Genomic DNA, 17,281 nt, shown 5'->3' with positions numbered 1-17,281 from the left:
CCACCCTAGAGGTTTTGTAACGGTCGTACAAAACGCGGTCGCGCGTGCCCGTACGGGGCCGGGGCGTCAGGCCGGGGCGTGTCGGCGGGGCTTCGGGGGCGTCGCGTGCCCGGCGTCCGCCCGACCCGCCCGCACCGCCCGCAGCACCGCGGCGAAACCGGCGGCGGCGAGCCCCGCTCCGACCCAGGCCACGGAGGTGTAGCCGAGGCCCGCGTCGATCGCCAGGCCGCCGAGGAAGGGGGCCAGGGTGTTGCCGACGTTGAACGCGGCCGTGTTGGTGGCGCCGACGAGCGTGGGGGCGCCGGGCGCGAGCGCGAAGACCCGCGACTGGAGCGCCGGGTTGGTGACGTACCCCGCGATGCCGAGCAGGAAGACGAGGACGACCACGGCCGCCGTGCTGCGCGCGGTCACCGCGAGCAGCACCGAGACCGCGGCGAGCGCGCCCAGCCCCCAGCCGAGCGTCGCGAGCGGATGCGCGTGCGCGGTGCGCCCGCCGATGACGAGACCGACGAGGCCGCCCGCGCCGAACAGGGCCAGCAGTCCGGGCACCCATGCCTCGGACACCCCGGTCACATCGGTCAGCAGCGGCGCCAGATAGCTGAAGGTCACGATGACCGCGCCGAAGGTGAAGGCCGTGATGGCGTACGACAGCCAGAGCTGCGGCCGCGCCATGCCGCGCAGCTCCGCCCTGACCGACCGGCGCGCGCCGTTCCCGCCCTCCGCGCCGCTCTCGCCGCCCGCGCCCGGTGCGTCCGGTGCGCCCTGAGCCCGCTGGTCCGCCGCGACGGCGACGAGCGTGCACACCAGGCTCACCGCGGTCGCCACCGCCACCGCCCAGAACGCGGCGCGCCAACTGGCGTGCTGGCTCAGCACGGTGCCGGCGGGGACGCCGACGATCGTCGCGAGCGTGAGGCCGCCCGCGACGACCGCGACCGCGCGGCTCTTGGCGCTCTCGGGCACGAGCGCGACGGCGGTGGCCACGGCGACGCCCCAGAACCCCGCGTACGCCAGGGCGCTGACGAGACGCGTCGCGAAGAGCGTGCCGTAGCCGGGGGCGAGCGCGCCCGCGACGTGCGCCGCGACGAACACCGCCTGGAGCCAGCCGAGCGCGGTGCGGCGCGGGAGGTTGAGCGTGGCGACGGCCAGCAGGGGCGCGCCCACCACCATGCCGATCGCGAAGGCCGAGATGAGCAGGCCCGCGTCCGGGATCGAGACCCCCAGGTCCGCCGCCATGCCGGGCAACAGCCCGGAGAGCATGAACTCCGAGGTTCCTTGCGTGAAGATGCCAAGCGCCAGGACGTACACCGCGATCGGCATGGGGTCCCCTCCCTGAATCGGTCCCGGCGCACGCGCCAGTTTTAGAGCGTGCGCTTCAAAATCGGGGTGGCGGCAGCCGCTGCCCGCCCCTTCGGGCAGGACGTTAGCATGTTCTGAAGCGATCGATTCAAAATGAAAAGGTGCCCGCCAGGAGGGCAAGGGGGCCGGTGCCGCTCAGCCCGTGGGCCGCTCCCGCCCGCCGGACTGCGCGAGGAGGCGCCGGAGCCAGCGGGTGCGCGCCTCGCGCGCGTCCTTGCTCACGGCGGCCCCCGGCGCCACGCCGTCGAAACCGTGGAAGCCGCCGGGCCACACGTGCAGTTCCGCCCGGCCGCCCGCCTGCCAGATCGCGTTCGCGTAGGCCACGTCCTCGTCCCGGAACATCTCCGCCGACCCGACGTCGACATAGGCCGGAGGGAGGCCGGACAGGTCCGTGGCGCGGGCGGGCGCGGCGTACGGCGACAGGTCCGCCGCGCCGTGGCGTTCGCCGAGCAGCGCGCGCCACGCCGTCGCGTGGGAGACGAGGTCCCAGATGCCGAGGCCCGACATCTGCCCGCTGGAGAACGTGGCGGCGCGGTCGTCGAGCATCGGACACAGCAGCAGTTGCCCCAGCGGCACCGGGCCGCCCCGGTCGCGGGTCAGCAGGGCGAGGGCCGCGGCGAGCCCGCCTCCCGCGCTCTTGCCGCCGATGACGATGCGGTCCGCGTCCACGCCCAGCTCGGCCGCGTGCGCGGCCGCCCAGACGAGCCCGGCGTAGCAGTCCTCCACGGGCCCCGGGTGGGGAGTGTGCGGCGCCAGCCGGTACTCGACCGAGATGACGGCCATCTCCAGCGGCAGGGCCCACTCGCGCAGGATCCTCGGCAGCACGGACCACGCGTTGCCCATGACCATCGCGCCGCCGTGCAGGTAGTACAGCAGGGGCAGCGGCCCCGCGAGCCCGGCGGGGCGCGCGCTCACGAGCGTGACCTCGGGCCCGCCGGGCGGTCCGGGCACGCGCAGCTCGGACACCTCGAACCTGCCGTCGGCGCGCAGGTCGTCGGCGGTCGGCCGGGGCCTGGACGCGGCGTCCCGCTCCTGCCGGGCCGCGAGGTTGCCGGGGGTGAGCGGTTCCCGGGCCGCCGGGCCCAGGGCGGCCAGCGCGAGGGTCAGTTCGGGATCGAAGGGCGGCGCCGCGGCCGGGAGCGGAGCCGGGTCCTGACCGGACCGCCGGGACGTACGACCTTCGTCGGCACTCATGTGCCGCAGCCAATCACACCACCGCCCCGAACGGCCCTCCTGTCCGGGATCTTCTTACGGACAGGGGCTGTTCAGCGCGGGCGACGCCGACTGCGGACCGTCAGGAGCGGGCGGAAGTACCCCGGAGGGAACGACTCGCCGACCGGTCGGCCCTCGGCCTCGACCCAGGCGTGCGCGCGGAACGGCGCGGTGCGCACTCCGGTGCACCAGTCGGGCCACGTCCCCCGGACGCGGCACAGCAGGGCCGTCGCCACCGAACGCTGGAGGCACCCCTCGCCCGCGCAGCGCGTGCTCACGGCGACGACCGCCCGCCTGGCGGTCAGCGCCTGCTCGGCCGTGGCGGGGGCGGCGCCGCGGGCGAGCACCGACAGGAACCGCCGGATGCGGCGGGGCGGCAGCCGGACGAGCAGCCGGGCGGCGGCCGTGGCGGCGAGCGCCAGGGGACGTCGGGCGAGGGGGACGGCGTGCCGGGTCCCGGGCGTCATGGGCTGGCTCACGCGCGATCCACCAGCCCGGCCCGGGTCAGCGAGGCGACGAGCGACGTGACGTCCTCGGCCGCGCGCTCCGCCGCGAGGGCGGGATGTCTCGCCCGTAGCCCGTCGGCGACCTGCTGCGGGGACGCGCCGTCGAGCAGGGCGCTCAGGATGGCCGAGGCCGTGCCGTTCAGCTGCCAGTAGCGGCCTGTGGCCTCGTCGAGCAGGATCGTGCCGTCGTCGCAGTGCGCTGCGGAAACGTCGGTGCGCAAGGTCAGCCGCACGGTGGTCCTCCGGGGCCGGGGAGGCCGCGCAGCCAGACCTCGCAGGCCACGGTCGTGTCCAGACAGCGCATCACCTCCGGGGTCAGATGGGGGTGGCGCAGGCCCGCGCGGAGGGCCTTGGCGTCCAGGAGGCCGGCGCCGGCCAGCCGGGAGCCGTCGAGCAGCTCTTCCAGCGCGTCCCGGTTGTGGCGCAGGGCGAAGTGGAAGTCGGCGCTGTACTCGCCCTTGGTGGAACGGGCCAGCAGGGAGTCGGGCACGAGGCCGCGCATCGCCGTGGCGAGGACCGGCTTGTAGACGTCGGGGGCGCTGCGTTCGGCGACGCGCACGGACAGCGCCGCCTCGATCACGCCGTCGTCCAGGTAGGGCGCGGCGCACGGCAGCCCGAGGCGGGTCGCCGCCTGGTCCACCTGCCGGAACGCGCGTCCGCAGGACTGCACGGCGGAGAGCGCGGCGTGCTGGCCGCGCTGGGGCGAGAGCGGTTCGGGCACCCGGGCCGCCGCCTCGCACAGCACGCCCTGTGCCGCACGGACCGCGTCCTGCGTGGCCCAGGGCGGCATGCGCAGCAGTACGCCCCAGGCGGCCGCGGAGGCGTGCCGTGCGGGCGCCTTCCCCGGCTCGTCGGTGAGGTGGGCCGCCCAGGCCGCCAGCCACTGCCCGAAGGAACTGCGGTCCGCCAGCCCCCGCATCAGGGGGCGCAGCGGCTGGCGGTGGAGCGCCCGCTGTCTGCGCACCCTGCGCAGAGCGGCGACGGGGTCGGTGCGCAGGAAGTCGTACAGGTGCGGGGAGTGCGCGCTGAACAGCTCGTCCCCGCCGCCGCCCGACAGGTGCAGTCGCGACCCGCGGTCGGTCAGCAGTCCGGCGAGCGTACGGAGCCTGGCGTTGTCCCGCACCCAGGACCCCGGCTCGTCGGCGCCCGCCCGCACCCCCGACGGGCCGCCGAGGCCGCTGAACCACAGGGGGTCGCGCGCGGCGGGCGGCCGTACGTGCTCGGCGCGCGGCAGGTGCGCGGCGGCCCGGCCGGCCCACGCGGTGTCGTCGTTCGCCGGATCGACGCTCTCCCAGCGGAACGTCACCAGCCGGGCCGGGCCGCGCGCCGCCAGGAAACACAGGCTCGTGGAGTCGATGCCGCCTGAGAGGTCCGCGCTGACCGCCCCGCCGTCGGCGGTGCACGTCCCCACCGCGACGGAGAGCGCCCTGCGCACCTCGGCCGCCCCTTCGGCCGCGGGGACCTCGGGCTCGGGCGGACACCACCACCTGCGGACCGCCGCGTGCCCGTCCGAGGCGAGCAGCAGCGCGCTGTCCGACGGCAGGGCGCTGACGCCGCGCCAGGGGCTGTCGTCGTCCAAGGGGTACGGCGGGGGAGCGGACAGCAGCCGCAGGGCGAGCTGCCGTTCGTCCACCTCGGCGCCGGTCGCCCCCGCCAGGGTGTCGGCGCGGCTCGCCGCCACGGTGACACCGGCCACCCTGGCGTGGAAGACGCGGCGCACCGCCGACGCGCTGCCGCGCACCCTGACCTCGCCGCCGGCGGACGCGACGGCGTGGAAACTCCCCGGCAGCCCCGCCAGCACGTCGTCCATGTCGTCGACGCCCGCCAGGCGCCGCAGCCGCGCCGTCAGCGCCTCGGCGGTGACCGGGCACCGCCCGATCACCGCCAGTCGCGCTCCTCCCGCCGCCGCGACCCGCACGTGTCCGGCCGGCCAACCGCCCACGAGCCACGGGCGGCCGGACGCGTGCCGGACGGTTTGGACCGCACCCGTACGCAGCGCTCGCGCCGCGCCGGGCCCGGCCGCGCCGTCGGGAAGGACCGCGAACCACACGTCACTGGCCAACAGAGGTCAGACCTGGCCGGGGTAGACGTAGAACGGGGCGTAACCGCCCTCGAAGAAGGTGCCGTTGATGGTGCCCAGGGTCAGTTCGGCGAAGTCTCCGATCTCCTCCACCACGGGCGGCTCATAGATCTCTTCGTTTTCCACGGGGGCTCTCCTTCACTTTCGTGCCGGTGCCGTGCCTGTGCCGCTCGGGTGCACTTCGGTGAATCGGGTACACGTCGGTGAACGCCGTGCGGAGGCGATGGCATATGCGACTACGGCATGCCCGGAGTGATGCGGAATAGCCCGAACGGCACCCCTGTTCATCCAAAAGCATGGAGTGGCGTCCCGAGGGGCGCTCGGCAGGGGCGCGCGGGTGCTGCGCGGGGAGCGGGGCGTGCGGAAGTGACGAGGACGGGGCGCGCCGCAGGACGCGCCCCGTTCGTTCGGGCCTCTGCCGTGTGCCTGGCCCCGTCGGCCTTCGCTAGCCGTCGACGCTCAGCCAGGCCGAGTACGCCTGCGGCTGGTAGTACTTGCCGGTGTCGCCGTCGTAACGCAGGGCGCGCAGCCGGACCTTGCCGTCCTCGGCGTAGTCCTTGTCGCAGTAGACCCACTGCTTGGCCCCGGCCTTGTTCCGGCACGCCTCAGGCGCGCGGCCGTAGTTCGTGTAGACACCGCCGACCGCCGACATGCCGTCCGACACCGTGTCCAGCACCCAGACCACGTCGCCGTCGTGCTGGAAGCACACCTTGGAGCCGTAGGCGTTCGCGCACCAGCTGTCCGGCGGCACCGCCGCTGCGGACAGTGTGCTGGCCGTGCCCGTGGCGACGCCGGCGGCGGAGGCGGCGGCCGGGCCCCCGGCCGACGCGGCGCCGTCCTGGACGGCCCACACCGGAACGTCCGACGCGACGGACTCACCGGCGACGGAGGGAGTGGCGAGCAACAGGGCGGTTCCCGCGGCGGCGAACCCGACGGCGGTCCGCCGCGCGGCGCGGAATCTTCGTGAGGGGGACAAAACCATGGGGATTTCCTTGAGGGTATGAACGGTTCGAGAACGAGCGGTGAGTTTATAGCCGGGATCGAATGGCGGGAAGGCGCGGCGGGAATGGCTCCGAAGGGAAGCGGAATCCCGGTGGATTCAGTGTCCAATAACCCGAAAAGCAAAGCGAATTGCCGAATCGATCCCCAAAAGGGAAATATGCAACCGCAGGGGATCGGCCCGGGGTCTTCTCGATCCGTGCGCCAGGCAGGCCGTCGCGAGCGGGCCCGGCGCGACCCGCGCGCGGGCCGACGGGCAGGGGCCGACGGGCACGGGCGCCGCAGGTGTGTGCCCCGGGGCGCGGCCCTCAAGGGGCGTGCGCCCGGGGCGCATACGGGGCAGGGGGCGCCGCGCCCTGTTCGGCCCGGGTACTTGCTGGCACGCTCGGTGTGCGGGGAGTTCATCAAGCGGGGCGGACCTCATCGGCTGGAGAACCCCATGGCTGTGACGACATTCGTAGCGGGCACCGCCCCCGGAGCGGTGCCTGTGCTCGGCCACATGCTCCCGCTCCTGCGCGGTCCCACCGAGTTCCTGACCTCGCTGCCGGCGCACGGGGACCTGGTGGAGATCAGGCTCGGCAGGACCAAGGCGTACGTGCCGTGCCACCCCGAACTGCTCCGGCAGGTACTGACCGACGACCGCACCTTCGACAAGGGCGGGGCGTACTACGACAAGGCGCGGGACATGGCGGGCAACGGCGTGGCCACCTGCCCCCACCAGGACCACCGCAGGCAGCGCCGGATGCTCCAACCGGCCTTCCAGCGCGACCAGCTGGAGAGGTACGGCTCCGTCATGGAGGCCGAGGTGCGCGCGCTGACCGGCGCGTGGGACGACGAGCCGGTCATCGACGCGTACCCGGTGTTCTACGCGCTCGCCGCGCGGACCGTGACGCGCACCCTGTTCGGCACGCACGTGGACGAGGACGTCGTCGCGGGGATCCGCAGCTCCTTCGAGACGGCGTTCAGCGGGTTCTTCCGGCAGATGTTCATGCCGGACGCGCTGCGGCGGCTGCCGCTGCCGACGAACCTGCGCCACCGGCGCGCCCTGCACGACCTGCGCTCCACGGTGGAGCGGATCATCGCCGACTACCGCGGCAGCGGGGCCGACCGGGGCGACCTGCTGTCCGTGCTGCTCGCGGCGCGCGACGAGAGCGGAGCCGACGGCAGCGGTACGGGGAAGGGCGACGGCGAGGTGCACGACCAGGTCGTCACCGTCCTCGCCGCGGGCACCGAGACGGTCGCCGCCACCCTCACCTGGGCCTGCTACCTGCTGTCCCAGAACCCCGAGGCGCAGCGCCTCCTCCAGGAGGAGGCCGACACGGTGCTGAAGGGGCGCCCGGCGGGTCTGGAGGACGTGCCCCGGCTGCCGTACACCGACCGCGTCATCACCGAGACGGTCCGCCTGTACCCGCCGGGCTGGCTGTTCACCCGCGTCACCACGGCCGACGTCGAGCTGGCGGGGCGGCACCTGGAGCGGGGCACCACCGTGGTCATCAGCGCCGCGCCGGTCCACCGCCACGGCGGCGTCCACCCGCACCCCCTGGACTTCGACCCCGACCGGTGGCTTCCGGAGCGGGCCGCCGCCCTGCCCCGGGGCGCGTTCGTCGGGTTCGGGGCGGGCGCGCGCAAGTGCGTCGGGGACGACTTCGGGGTGGCGGAGTGCGTCATCGCGCTGGCGACCCTGGCGGGCGGGCGAGTCATCCGCTGCGAACCGGGCGCCGACGTGCGGCCCGTACCGCTGGCGGCGTTCTACCGTCCGCGCAGGCTCTTCCTGCGCCTGCCGCGCCGCTGACCGCGAACGGCCAGGTCCGCCCGCGCGGTCTCAGCCGCGGGAGCCGAGATAGCGGTCGCACCGCGTCGACCAGTCGAGGTTCCCGCGCATCCACGCCTTGAGCCCGGTGCAGTACGACGCCACCGCCGCGCGGTCCCGGTCGGTGATGCCGGGCCACTGTCCGCACAGCCGCGTCAGGTCCCGCTCCGCCGCGAGGAACGTGACGACGTCCGCCTCCACCCTGTCGTACACGTGCCGCACCGCCTGCCGCGTGCTGAGGCCCAGCGCGTTGCGCACCACCAGCACCCCGTTGCTGGTCTCCCCGCCGGCCAGCTCCTTCTTCAGCGACACCGCGTCGTTGACCCAGACGACGACGTCCGTGGCCTTGTCGAACATGGTGCGCAGCTGGTCCGTCGCGTGGATCATCGGGGGCACCTCAAGGCCCGTGGAGAACTCCAGCATGTCGAGGCAGGCGGTCACCGAGCCCGAGGCGCGGCGCAGCTGGACGTACTCGTCCAGGGGCGGGACGCGGGACTGCTGCCGGTTGAGCGCCTCGAACCGGAAGGCCGTGAGGAACTGCATGACGTGGGTGGTGAACCGCATGCGCCACCAGCGGCTGAGCCGGGGTGCGACATCGCCCCAGACCGCGCCGAGGCAGCGGGCCAGCGGGGTGTCGGGCACGGGGGCGTCGGCGCGGTGCGTCAGCGGCAGGGCGTCCAGCATCCTGCCGCTGATCGAGGCGTGTTCCTCCAGCGCGCGGGCGCCCATCCGGTCGAAGCTGTCGTCGATCACGAAGAGCCAGCTGAACCAGCCCATCAGCGGGGCGGCCCGGTCGTGCCGGAGTCCGGGGTAGGCCCGCCGGACGAGGTCCCCCATCCCGGCCCGCGACAGGCTCTCGGCCGCCGCCGGATCACCGAGCATCCCGTGCCCCGACGCCCACGCGACGGCCAGCTCGTCCAGGGCGGCGGGGTGGACGGCGGCGGTGGCGGGCAGCTCGTACAGGATGTGACCCGGACCCGGCAGGGCGTCGACGGCCCCGGGAGCGTCGCCGTCCTCCTGTCCGGCGCGGCGGTCGTCACGGTGTTTCACGTGGAACCGTCCGCGCGGGTGCGGCGCCGCAGCGGCCCAGGCAGGGACGTCGACAGGGGCGCCAGCAGCGGTGGCAGCAGGGCCGTCGGGGGCGCCAGCATGTGCTGCACTTCGAGGAACGCCCGGTAGAGGCCCGGGTCGTCCGGGATCCGCCGCAGCACTCCGCGCAGCAGGTGCCGGGAGAGCGAGGAGAGCGCGGAGCCGTCGCCGTTCCCGGCCCAGCCGCGGTCGAGGCCGGTGGACATGAACCAGGCCAGGCGCAGCGTCCGTGCCGTACGCCGTTGGAAGCGCGCCGTGGCCCCCGCGGTCCGGTCGCCGTCCAGCGTGCGGCCCAGCAGCTCGGCCTGGAGCGCCGCGACCGTCATGCCGTGCCCGTACAGCGGATTGAGCGAGCACAGCGCGTCGCCGAGCACGGCGAGCCCGGGTGGCCAGGGGCGGATCCGGTCGTAACGGCGCCACTGCCCGCCGAGCCCCGCGTACCGGTAGACCGGGCCCAAGGGCTCGGCCGCTCCGGTGACCTCGTGGATGTGCGGGTTCTCCAGAGAGGCCGCGTACGCGCCGAAGTCCTCGGGGTCGGTCGGCGGCAGTCGGCCGCCCGCGCCGAAGAGACAGACCAGCCACTGCTCGTCCTCGATCGCCAGGACAGTGCCGCCCCGGTCGGCCGCGGGGGCGAGGGTGGCCTGGAGCGACGCCTGCCAGCCGGGCGCGTGATCGGCCGAGCGCCGGTAGAGGCGGGAGGCGTACGACAGCCTGCCGTCCACGCTGAGGACTTCGGGCCCGGCCAGGCCCCGTGCGCGGAGCCAGTCGGGCAGCTTGGAGTGCCGTCCCGTGGCGACGACCACGAGATCGGCGCCGTACGAGACCCCGGCCGAGGTCCGCACTCCGGTGACGCGCCTGCGCGAGGCATCGGTGAGCAGCCCCGTGACCGGTGCGCCGTCCAGGAGGGACACGGCCCGGTGGGCGAGGACCCGGCGGCGCAGCGAGGCCTCCAGCAGCGGGCGGCTGAACGTCTGGAGCACCAGCTCCGTCGGCACCTGAGGGGACCAGCCCGTCGGATAGAGCATGGGAAACCGCCCGAAGTCGGACACGGGTGCTCCCCGCGCGGTCAACTCCTCCCGCAGGCCGGGGAAGAGCCCTTCGAGGACCTGCGCGCCCGCGGCGAGCAGCGCGTGGGGATGGCGGCTCTGCGGGGTGCCCCTGCGGTGCGCGGGGTGCTCGGTGAGGGGGTCCTGCTCCAGGACGGTGACCGAACGGAACCGGTCGCCCAGCACGCGCGCCGCGACCAGTCCGGCGAAGCCGCCGCCCACGACGATCGCGTGCTTCGCGCCCCGTACACCCGTAGTCCCCATGGCTGCCTGCCCGTAGTCCGACGGAGCGCTGACCGATGGCTCTCGCGCACACCTCACCGCCGTGCGCCGCCGATGGCAATGGCGCGGGCGGAACGGGCGTCTGCAGAAGAGGGCACACGGAAGCACACCGGGAGCGCTGTCCTCGCGGCCCGGGAACTTTGCGGGGCGGGAGGGGCGTTGGGAGGGCGAAGCGCGGATCGCGCGCGGACGAGTGGACGACACGGCAGTTGGGGTGGCACGGATGGCGATGTGGGACCGGCTCAAGGACCAGGCCAAGGGTCTGCAGCAGCAGGCGCAGGGCGCGCGGGGTTCCGGTGGCCACGGACACTCGGGCTCCGGCTCGGGCAGCGGGTCCAAGGCCCAGCTCGTGGGTGTGCTCAAGTCCCAGCTCAGCTCCCTCAAGACGGAGCTGAAGAGCGGCGCCTACCGGGACGCCAGCATGGCGATGTGCGCGCTGGTCGCGGCCGCCGACGGGTCGGTCGACCCCGCCGAGCGGCAGCACGTGGAGTCGCTGATCGTGCAGAACGACGTCCTGCAGAACTTCCCGCCGGACCAGCTGCGGCAGCGGTTCAACAAGCACGTCGACCAGCTGTCGGCCAACTTCCAGCACGGCAAGGCCGAGGCCATGAAGGAGATCGCCAAGGCGGCGAAGAAGCCGATGGAGGCCAAGGCGGTCGTGCAGACCGGTTTCGTGGTCGCCGGCGCGGACGGGTACGTGGCCCCGGCCGAGGAGCAGGTGCTGCGGGAGGCGTGTGCGGCGCTGGGCGTGTCGCCGCAGGAGTTCGGCCTCTGAGCAGCCGCTGAGCCCGACCGGCCGCCGAGTCGCGCGACCGGCCGTCGGGGTACCGGGCCGGTCGCGTGCGCGCACGGTCCGTCGGGGCCCGCACCCGTGGGGTGCGGGCCCCGACGCGTGCGCGGTCCGCGGGGGCGTGCGGGAACCCTGGTGCTGGAGTTCCCTTGCCCCTACTCTCCTTTGAGAGCGCTCTCAGAGCACGTCTGTTCCCTTGCTCCCCTGTTCTCCGCCCCCATCGGTACGACAGAAGGGTTCAACCGACATGAGAGGCACCTCCGCGTCCCGCAGGACCGGCCTGCGCGCAGCCCTGTCCGCGTTACTCCTCGTCGGTGCGTACGGCGTCACGGCCCTCGCCCCGGCGGCCTCCGCCGCTCCCGCCCCGTCCGCTCCTGCCGCTCCCGTGCCTTCCGCCCCCTTCGCCGCGGGCGCCCCCGCGTCCCCGGGCCTGGTCGCCGCCATGCAGCGGGACTTCGGCCTGACCGAGGCACAGGCCCACCGCCGCCTCGCCCGGGAACGGACCGCACTCGCCCTGCGGGCCGGGGCCGAACGCGCGGCGGGCGACGCCTTCGCCGGCACGTGGTTCGACGCCGCGACCGGCAGGCTCACCGTCGCGGTGACGAACGCGCGGCAAGCGGCCGCCGTACGGTCCACGGGCGCCGCCACGCGCCTGGTCGAACGCACCGCAGCCCAACTCGACGCGGCCAAGAGCGAGATCGACCGGCAGCCCGCCCCCGCCGCCGTGAGCGGCTGGGGCGTCGACCCCCGCACGAACCGCGTCGTCGTCCAGGTCGTCGCGGGGCACCGGGGCGACGCGGCGGTCGAGGACTTCCTGGCCCGCGCCCGGAGCACCGGCCCCGTCGGGGTCGAGACCGTGCGCGAGGCGCCCAGGACGTTCGCCGCTGGGGTCGTCGGCGGCGATCCGTACTACACGGGCAACGTCCGCTGCTCGATCGGCTTCTCCGTGCACGGCGGGTTCGTCACCGCGGGGCACTGCGGGGGGCGGGGCAGCTCCGTGCGCGGCTGGGACGGGTCCGACATGGGCACCTTCCAGGGCTCGTCGTTCCCCGGCGACGACATGGCGTGGGTGAGCACCGGCCACGGCTGGTGGACGGTTCCCGTGGTGCTGGGCTGGGGCCAGATCCCCGACCGGCTGGTGAAGGGCTCCTGGGAGGCTCCCGCGGGCACGTCCGTGTGCCGCTCGGGCTCGACGTCCCACTGGCACTGCGGCACGGTCCTGGCCCGCAACCAGACGGTGAACTACGCGCAGGGCGCGGTGTACGAGACGGTCAGGACCGACGCCTGCGCCGAAGGGGGCGACTCCGGAGGCTCGTTCATCACCGGTGACCAGGCACAGGGCGTCACCTCGGGCGGGTACGGCAACTGCTCTTCGGGCGGCAACACGTGGTTCCAGCCGGTCAACGAGATCCTGAGCCGCTACGGGCTGACCCTGCACACCTCCTGACGGGGCCGGGGCGGGCCGCCCGCGCGCTCCGGTCTCAGGGCAGCGTGCCCAGGAACCGGATGTGCGCGGGACCGTCGGCGCTCGGGCGGCCCACCGCGCAGCGCACCCGGTAGACGTCGGCGATCAGCTCCTCGGTGAGGACGTCCGCGGGGGAGCCTGCGGCCACCACCCGGCCCTCCTTGAGCACCACGACCCGGTGGCAGTACATCGCGGCCAGGTTCAGGTCGTGCAGCGCCACGACCGTGGTCAGCCGCAGGTCCTTGACCAGGGCGAGGAGGTCCAGCTGGTGCTGGATGTCCAAGTGGTTGGTGGGCTCGTCGAGCAGCAGCTCGCGGGGCTCCTGGGCCAGCGCGCGGGCGATCTGCACGCGCTGGCGCTCACCGCCGGAGAGCGTGCGCCAGGGCTGGCGGGACCTGCCCGCGAGGCCGGTGCGCTCCAGGGCCGACGCCACGGCCTCCTCGTCCGCGGCGGACGCGGGCGCCCACGCCCTGCGGTGCGGGACGCGGCCGAGGCGTACGACGTCGGCGACCGTCAGATCGACCTGGGCGTCGGCCTGCTGCTCGACCACGGCGAGCCTGCGGGCGACCGCGCGGCGGCCCACGGCGGACAGCGGGTCGCCGTCGAGGGTGACGACTCCGCTGTCCGGCGCGAGGACCCCGGCCAGCAGGCGCAGCAGCGTCGATTTCCCCGAGCCGTTGGGGCCCAGCAGACCGGTGACGGTGCCGGGCAGCGGGGCGAGGCTCACGCCGTCGAGCACCGGGGTCCCCGACGCGCTGCGCGAGACGCGCTCGGCGCGCAGCCCCGTGCGCGCCGGTGCGTCGGCGCCGGGTGCCGCCGGGGTCTCGGCGCCCGCCGCCCCCGAGGTGCCGGTGCTCATCGGGTGCTCCTGGTGCGGTAGAGGACGAGGACGAACGCCGGTACTCCCACGAGCGAGGTGACGACGCCCACCGGGACCTCCTGCGGATCCAGTGCCGTACGCGCGAGCGTGTCGACCCACACCAGGAACACCGCCCCGGTCAGCGCCGTGACCGGCAGCAGCCGTGCGTGCCCGGGGCCGACCAGCGCCCGCGCCGCGTGCGGCAGCACGAGCCCGACGAACCCGATGGCCCCGGCCGACGCGACGAGCACGGCAGTCAGCAGCGCGGTGGTGCACAGCAGGACGAGGCGCGTACGGGCGACGGAGACGCCGAGCGACGCGGCGGCGTCCTGGCCGAACGCGAACGCGTCCAGCGTCCTCGCGTACCCGCCGCAGACCACCAGGGCCGCCACGAGCACCGCCAGACACGTCCACACGTCGGTCCAGCCGGTCCCGCTGAGCGAGCCGAGCAGCCAGAACAGCACCCCGCGCGTCGTCTCCGCGTCGGCTGCCGTGAGCACCACGAACGAGGTGAGCGCGGAGAACAACTGCATCGCCGCGACCCCCGACAGCACCACGCGGTCCGACGTGGCGCCCAGGGTGTGGCTGAGCAGCAGCACCGTCCCGAACGAGCACAGCGCCCCCAGGAACGCCCCGCCCGAGACAGAGAGGACGCCGCCGCCCGCGCCGAGTACGACGACCAGCACCGCGCCCGTCGAGGCGCCGGACGAGACGCCGAGGACGAAGGGGTCGGCGAGCGGATTGCGCAGCAGCGACTGCATGACGGCCCCGCAGACGGCGAGCCCGGCGCCGCACACCGCCGCGAGGAGCGTGCGGGGCAGCCGCAGGTTCCACACGATGCCGTCGCGGATGGGCGAGACGTCGGCGCTGCCCCAGCCGAGGTGGGCGCCGACCACGGACCACACGTCGGCGACGCGGATGTCTGCGGGCCCGATGGTGATGGCGACGGCGACGGACAGGAGCAGGGCGATGGGGGCGGCGGACCAGAACAGGGGCCTCACCCAGCCGCGTGCGGCGAGGCGGTGCGCCGCGCCGGCGCCCTCCTCGGCCGGGGACGCCGCCACGGGGCGAGCGGTCACGGGGCGAGCCGTCACTTGGCGAGCCCGTACGACCTCAGCGCCGCCGCGACCTTCTCCACGGCCTCGACGCCGCGGATCGTCGGATTGAGCGCCTGCCCGCTGAGCAGCACGTACCGCTTGTGCTTCACGGCGGTCATGTTCTTCGTCACCGGGTTGGACTCCAGGAAGGCGATCTTCTGCGCGGCGCTCTCCGCCGACTGGGACCTGCGGGTCAGATCGCCGATCACCAGGACGTCCGGGTCTCGGTCCACGACCGTCTCCCAGTTGATCTGGGGCCACTCCTCGCGCGTGTCGTCGAAGACGTTCTTCACGCCCAGCTCCCGGGTGACGATGCCGGGAGCGCCGCAACAGCCGGCCATGTAGGGCGAGTCGGAGTTCGCGTACCAGTACAGGACGTCGACGCCCTTGAAGTCGCCCGACGAAGTCGCCCTGGCCAGGCGGGACTTGAGCTGGGCGATCAACTCTTCGCCGCGCTCGCGCACGTCGAAGACCCGCGCGAGGTCGCGTATCTCCCCGTACACCGTCTCCATGGTCAGCGGCTTGGTGCGGACGCCGTCCCCGTCGCCGCTGTTGTCCTTGTCCGCGCAGTCGGTGGGGGAGAGGTAGGCGGGCACGCCCAGCTGCTCGAAGCGGTCGCGCGGTGCCACACCGCCCTTGCCGAGGGTGTACGTGAAGGAGGCGGCGACGAAGTCGGGCTCGGTGGCCAGCACCTTCTCGAAGGAGGGGTAGCGGTCCGCCAGCCGCGCCACCTTCGCGTTCTCCTTCTCCAGGCCCTTGAGCACCGGGTCCGTCCAGGTCGCGGTGCCCACCATCCGGTCGGCCAGGCCGAGCGAGAACAGGATCTCCGCCGCGCCCTGGTCGAGGGCGACCGCCCGCTGCGGCGGGCTCGCGACCCGGACGCGCTTCCCGCAGTCGTCGAGCGTGACGGGGAAGCCCGGGGCCTTCGCGGCCCCGTCCTCGCCAGGGTCGGACGCGGGTCCGCCGCAGCCGGTGAGGAGCAGGGCGCCCACCAGGAAGAGAGCGGCGCGGCGGGCGGTGGGTGCGAACGGCACGGGCGAGTCCTCTGAGTCGACGGCCCATGCGCGGAGCCGTCAGCCTGTTTGCGGTCCTCCCGGACGGCTCGGGGCTGCGCCCGATTCCCGGCCGGGACACCAGCAGGTCTTCGGACTCGGGGTCGTCCGGCCGGAGCGCCTTCCCGGGAGCGTGCTGCCGCCCAGTGGCCGATGCCCCGCCCGTCACCCTCACCGCTGCGCGTCAGTTCCGGATTCCCACCGGATTCCCTGACTCCGTACGCATTGCGTGAGCATTTGCGTACAAAAGTGCGACTGGCTTCGGAAAATTACCACATGGATTCAGTCGTGAACGGCCATGGTGTGATCGGTCACGGTGTGAGCGTCCACTTCTGGTTGGCGGTGCCCGCACAGGTCCACAGCTGCGTGGGGGTGCGGTCGGCCGAGCTGTTCTCGCGTACGTCGAGGCACTTGTCGGCGGGCACGTTGACGAGGTCGCGGGCCGCGGCGTTGTACGCCCAGTGCTGGGCTCCGGTGCCGTTGCAGTCGTACAGCTGGACCCGGGTGCCGTCCGCGGTGCCCGCCGCTGCCGCGTCGAGGCACTTGCCGAGGGCCCTGACGGTCCCGTCGGCTCCCACGGTCCAGCGCTGCGCGGCGGTGCCGTTGCAGGTGTGGAGCTGTACGGCGGTGCCGTTGGCGGGGTCGGCGTCGGCGACGTCCAGGCACTTGCCCGCGAGTCCGACGAGGGCCCCCGAGGTGCCGCCGCTGTCGGAGGTGCTGACGCGCACGTAGTCCACGACGAGCTGCTGCGGGAAGGAGGTCGAGCCGTCCGGATCGCCCGGCCAGTCGCCGCCGACGGCGAGGTTGAGGATCAGGAAGAACGGCTTGTCGAACACCCACTGCCTGCCGCCGAGGTCGGCGGGAGTGCGGCGCTGGTAGACGACGCCGTCCACGGACCAGGTGATCGCGGCGGGCGACCAGTCGACCGCTAAGGTGTGGAAGCCGTCGGCGAAGGCCCGGCCGCCGGGCAGGGTGTACGCGGCGCCGATGCCGCCGCTGCCCGAGTAGCCGGGGCCGTGCAGCGTGCCGTGCACGGTGCCCGGTTCGCGGCCGATGTTCTCCATGACGTCGATCTCGCCGCTGGCGGGCCAGCCGACCTGTCCGAAGTCGTGCCCGAGCATCCAGAAGGCGGGCCACATGCCCTGTCCGCGCGGCACCTTGAGCCGGGTCTCCACGCGTCCGTAGGCCCGGGTGAACCTGCCCGAGGTGTTGAGCCGCGCCGAGGTGTACTCGCACCTGCCGTACCAGCACTGGTGGTTGGCGGGGTTCTCGCGCCGCGCGGTGATGACCAGGTGGCCCTGGCCGTCCAGCGCGGCGTTGGCGTTGCCCGGGGTGTAGTACTGGCGCTCGTGGTTGTTGACGTTGTCGCCGGTCTCGGTCTGCCACTTGGTGCTGTCGACCGCCGATCCGGCGGGCCCGTCGAAGGTGTCCTCGAAGGGGACCGCGTTCACCGCCTTGAGACCGGTGGCGTCCGCTGTGTTCAGGGCTTGGGCGACGGGTGGCCCGTCGGCCGCGCCCGCGGGGCCGGAGGGGCCTGCCAATACGGCGGTCAGCGCCGCGAAGGCGGCGACGGCGGCCAGGAGCGGTCGTTTGGGGACGCGTAAGGACATGAAACTCGCCTCGATCCGCGCGAAGAGG

At 74.1% G+C, this 17,281-nt stretch carries 16 protein-coding genes and 1 riboswitch; of the genes, 3 read left to right on the top strand and 13 right to left on the bottom strand.

The genetic code is table 11. The features are described 5' to 3' along the window. Positions 1-66: 66 nt before the first annotated feature. From ACIBNE_RS24210 to ACIBNE_RS24180, 7 genes are all read right to left on the bottom strand, one after another. Positions 67-1,317 carry a Cmx/CmrA family chloramphenicol efflux MFS transporter gene (locus ACIBNE_RS24210; protein WP_399274808.1) on the bottom strand — a complete coding sequence of 417 codons (1,251 nt, stop codon included), beginning with the start codon at positions 1,315-1,317 and terminating at the stop codon, positions 67-69. A 174-nt stretch (positions 1,318-1,491) separates the two neighbouring features. Continuing rightward, on the bottom strand, positions 1,492-2,550 hold the full coding sequence (locus ACIBNE_RS24205) for an alpha/beta hydrolase (protein WP_399274806.1): 1,059 nt from the start codon (positions 2,548-2,550) through the stop codon (positions 1,492-1,494). Between the two features lie 71 nt (positions 2,551-2,621). Beyond that, positions 2,622-3,035, bottom strand: a complete 414-nt coding sequence (locus ACIBNE_RS24200) for a lasso peptide biosynthesis B2 protein (RefSeq protein WP_399275417.1) — start codon at positions 3,033-3,035, stop codon at positions 2,622-2,624. 8 nt (positions 3,036-3,043) lie between these two features. Further along, positions 3,044-3,307, bottom strand: coding sequence for a lasso peptide biosynthesis PqqD family chaperone (locus tag ACIBNE_RS24195; RefSeq protein WP_399274804.1), 264 nt, complete (start codon positions 3,305-3,307; stop codon positions 3,044-3,046). Further along, complete coding sequence (locus tag ACIBNE_RS24190; protein WP_399274802.1) at positions 3,298-5,136, bottom strand: asparagine synthase-related protein; 1,839 nt, start codon at positions 5,134-5,136, stop codon at positions 3,298-3,300. Before ACIBNE_RS24190 ends, ACIBNE_RS24195 begins: the two co-directional genes overlap by 10 nt. A gap of 6 nt (positions 5,137-5,142) precedes the next feature. After that, positions 5,143-5,280 carry a lasso RiPP family leader peptide-containing protein gene (locus ACIBNE_RS24185; RefSeq protein ID WP_399274800.1) on the bottom strand — a complete coding sequence of 46 codons (138 nt, stop codon included), beginning with the start codon at positions 5,278-5,280 and terminating at the stop codon, positions 5,143-5,145. A 319-nt stretch (positions 5,281-5,599) separates the two neighbouring features. Next, on the bottom strand, positions 5,600-6,136 hold the full coding sequence (locus ACIBNE_RS24180) for a hypothetical protein (protein ID WP_399274798.1): 537 nt from the start codon (positions 6,134-6,136) through the stop codon (positions 5,600-5,602). Positions 6,137-6,592: 456 nt separating this feature from the next. Here ACIBNE_RS24180 and ACIBNE_RS24175 point away from each other — a divergent pair, with 456 nt between their 5' ends. Beyond that, a complete protein-coding gene (locus ACIBNE_RS24175) occupies positions 6,593-7,945 on the top strand; it encodes a cytochrome P450 (protein WP_399274796.1) in 1,353 nt (450 codons plus the stop codon). Between the two features lie 30 nt (positions 7,946-7,975). Here ACIBNE_RS24175 and ACIBNE_RS24170 read toward each other — a convergent pair whose 3' ends face one another. Together ACIBNE_RS24170 and ACIBNE_RS24165 are read right to left on the bottom strand one after the other, a co-directional pair. Next, positions 7,976-9,013, bottom strand: a complete 1,038-nt coding sequence (locus tag ACIBNE_RS24170) for a hypothetical protein (RefSeq protein WP_399274794.1) — start codon at positions 9,011-9,013, stop codon at positions 7,976-7,978. Then, positions 9,010-10,362 carry an FAD-dependent oxidoreductase gene (locus ACIBNE_RS24165; RefSeq protein WP_399274792.1) on the bottom strand — a complete coding sequence of 451 codons (1,353 nt, stop codon included), beginning with the start codon at positions 10,360-10,362 and terminating at the stop codon, positions 9,010-9,012. Before ACIBNE_RS24165 ends, ACIBNE_RS24170 begins: the two co-directional genes overlap by 4 nt. 241 nt (positions 10,363-10,603) lie before the next feature. On the opposite strand from ACIBNE_RS24165, the gene ACIBNE_RS24160 reads away from it, so the two are divergent. Both ACIBNE_RS24160 and ACIBNE_RS24155 read left to right on the top strand, forming a co-directional pair. Continuing rightward, positions 10,604-11,155: a tellurite resistance TerB family protein gene (locus ACIBNE_RS24160; RefSeq protein WP_399274790.1), complete on the top strand. Its 552-nt coding sequence runs from the start codon at positions 10,604-10,606 to the stop codon at positions 11,153-11,155. A 262-nt stretch (positions 11,156-11,417) separates the two neighbouring features. Then, the gene (locus tag ACIBNE_RS24155) at positions 11,418-12,617 is read left to right on the top strand and encodes a S1 family peptidase (RefSeq protein WP_399274788.1); all 1,200 of its coding nucleotides are present in this window, start codon (positions 11,418-11,420) and stop codon (positions 12,615-12,617) included. A 34-nt stretch (positions 12,618-12,651) separates the two neighbouring features. Here the strand turns inward: ACIBNE_RS24155 and ACIBNE_RS24150 are convergent, their stop codons facing one another. The 4 genes from ACIBNE_RS24150 to ACIBNE_RS24135 form a co-directional block, all read right to left on the bottom strand. Next, positions 12,652-13,494 (bottom strand): ABC transporter ATP-binding protein, encoded by an 843-nt coding sequence (locus ACIBNE_RS24150; protein ID WP_399274786.1) that lies wholly within the window; start codon positions 13,492-13,494, stop codon positions 12,652-12,654. After that, complete coding sequence (locus ACIBNE_RS24145; protein WP_399274784.1) at positions 13,491-14,573, bottom strand: FecCD family ABC transporter permease; 1,083 nt, start codon at positions 14,571-14,573, stop codon at positions 13,491-13,493. The genes ACIBNE_RS24150 and ACIBNE_RS24145 overlap by 4 nt, the downstream gene beginning before the upstream one ends. 11 nt (positions 14,574-14,584) lie before the next feature. Then, positions 14,585-15,625 (bottom strand): ABC transporter substrate-binding protein, encoded by a 1,041-nt coding sequence (locus tag ACIBNE_RS24140; protein ID WP_399274782.1) that lies wholly within the window; start codon positions 15,623-15,625, stop codon positions 14,585-14,587. 83 nt (positions 15,626-15,708) lie between these two features. Further along, positions 15,709-15,918, bottom strand: a riboswitch (cobalamin riboswitch). Positions 15,919-15,954: 36 nt separating this feature from the next. After that, positions 15,955-17,253: a ricin-type beta-trefoil lectin domain protein gene (locus ACIBNE_RS24135; protein WP_399275415.1), complete on the bottom strand. Its 1,299-nt coding sequence runs from the start codon at positions 17,251-17,253 to the stop codon at positions 15,955-15,957. Positions 17,254-17,281: the final 28 nt, after the last annotated feature.

Origin of the sequence: Streptomyces sp. NPDC050504 (assembly GCF_044458065.1) — a bacterium.
In the GTDB taxonomy this organism is placed as follows: Bacteria; Actinomycetota; Actinomycetes; order Streptomycetales; family Streptomycetaceae; genus Streptomyces.
The sequence above is the reverse complement of the archived record's forward strand: the minus strand, read 5'-3'. Positions and strand labels throughout refer to the sequence as shown.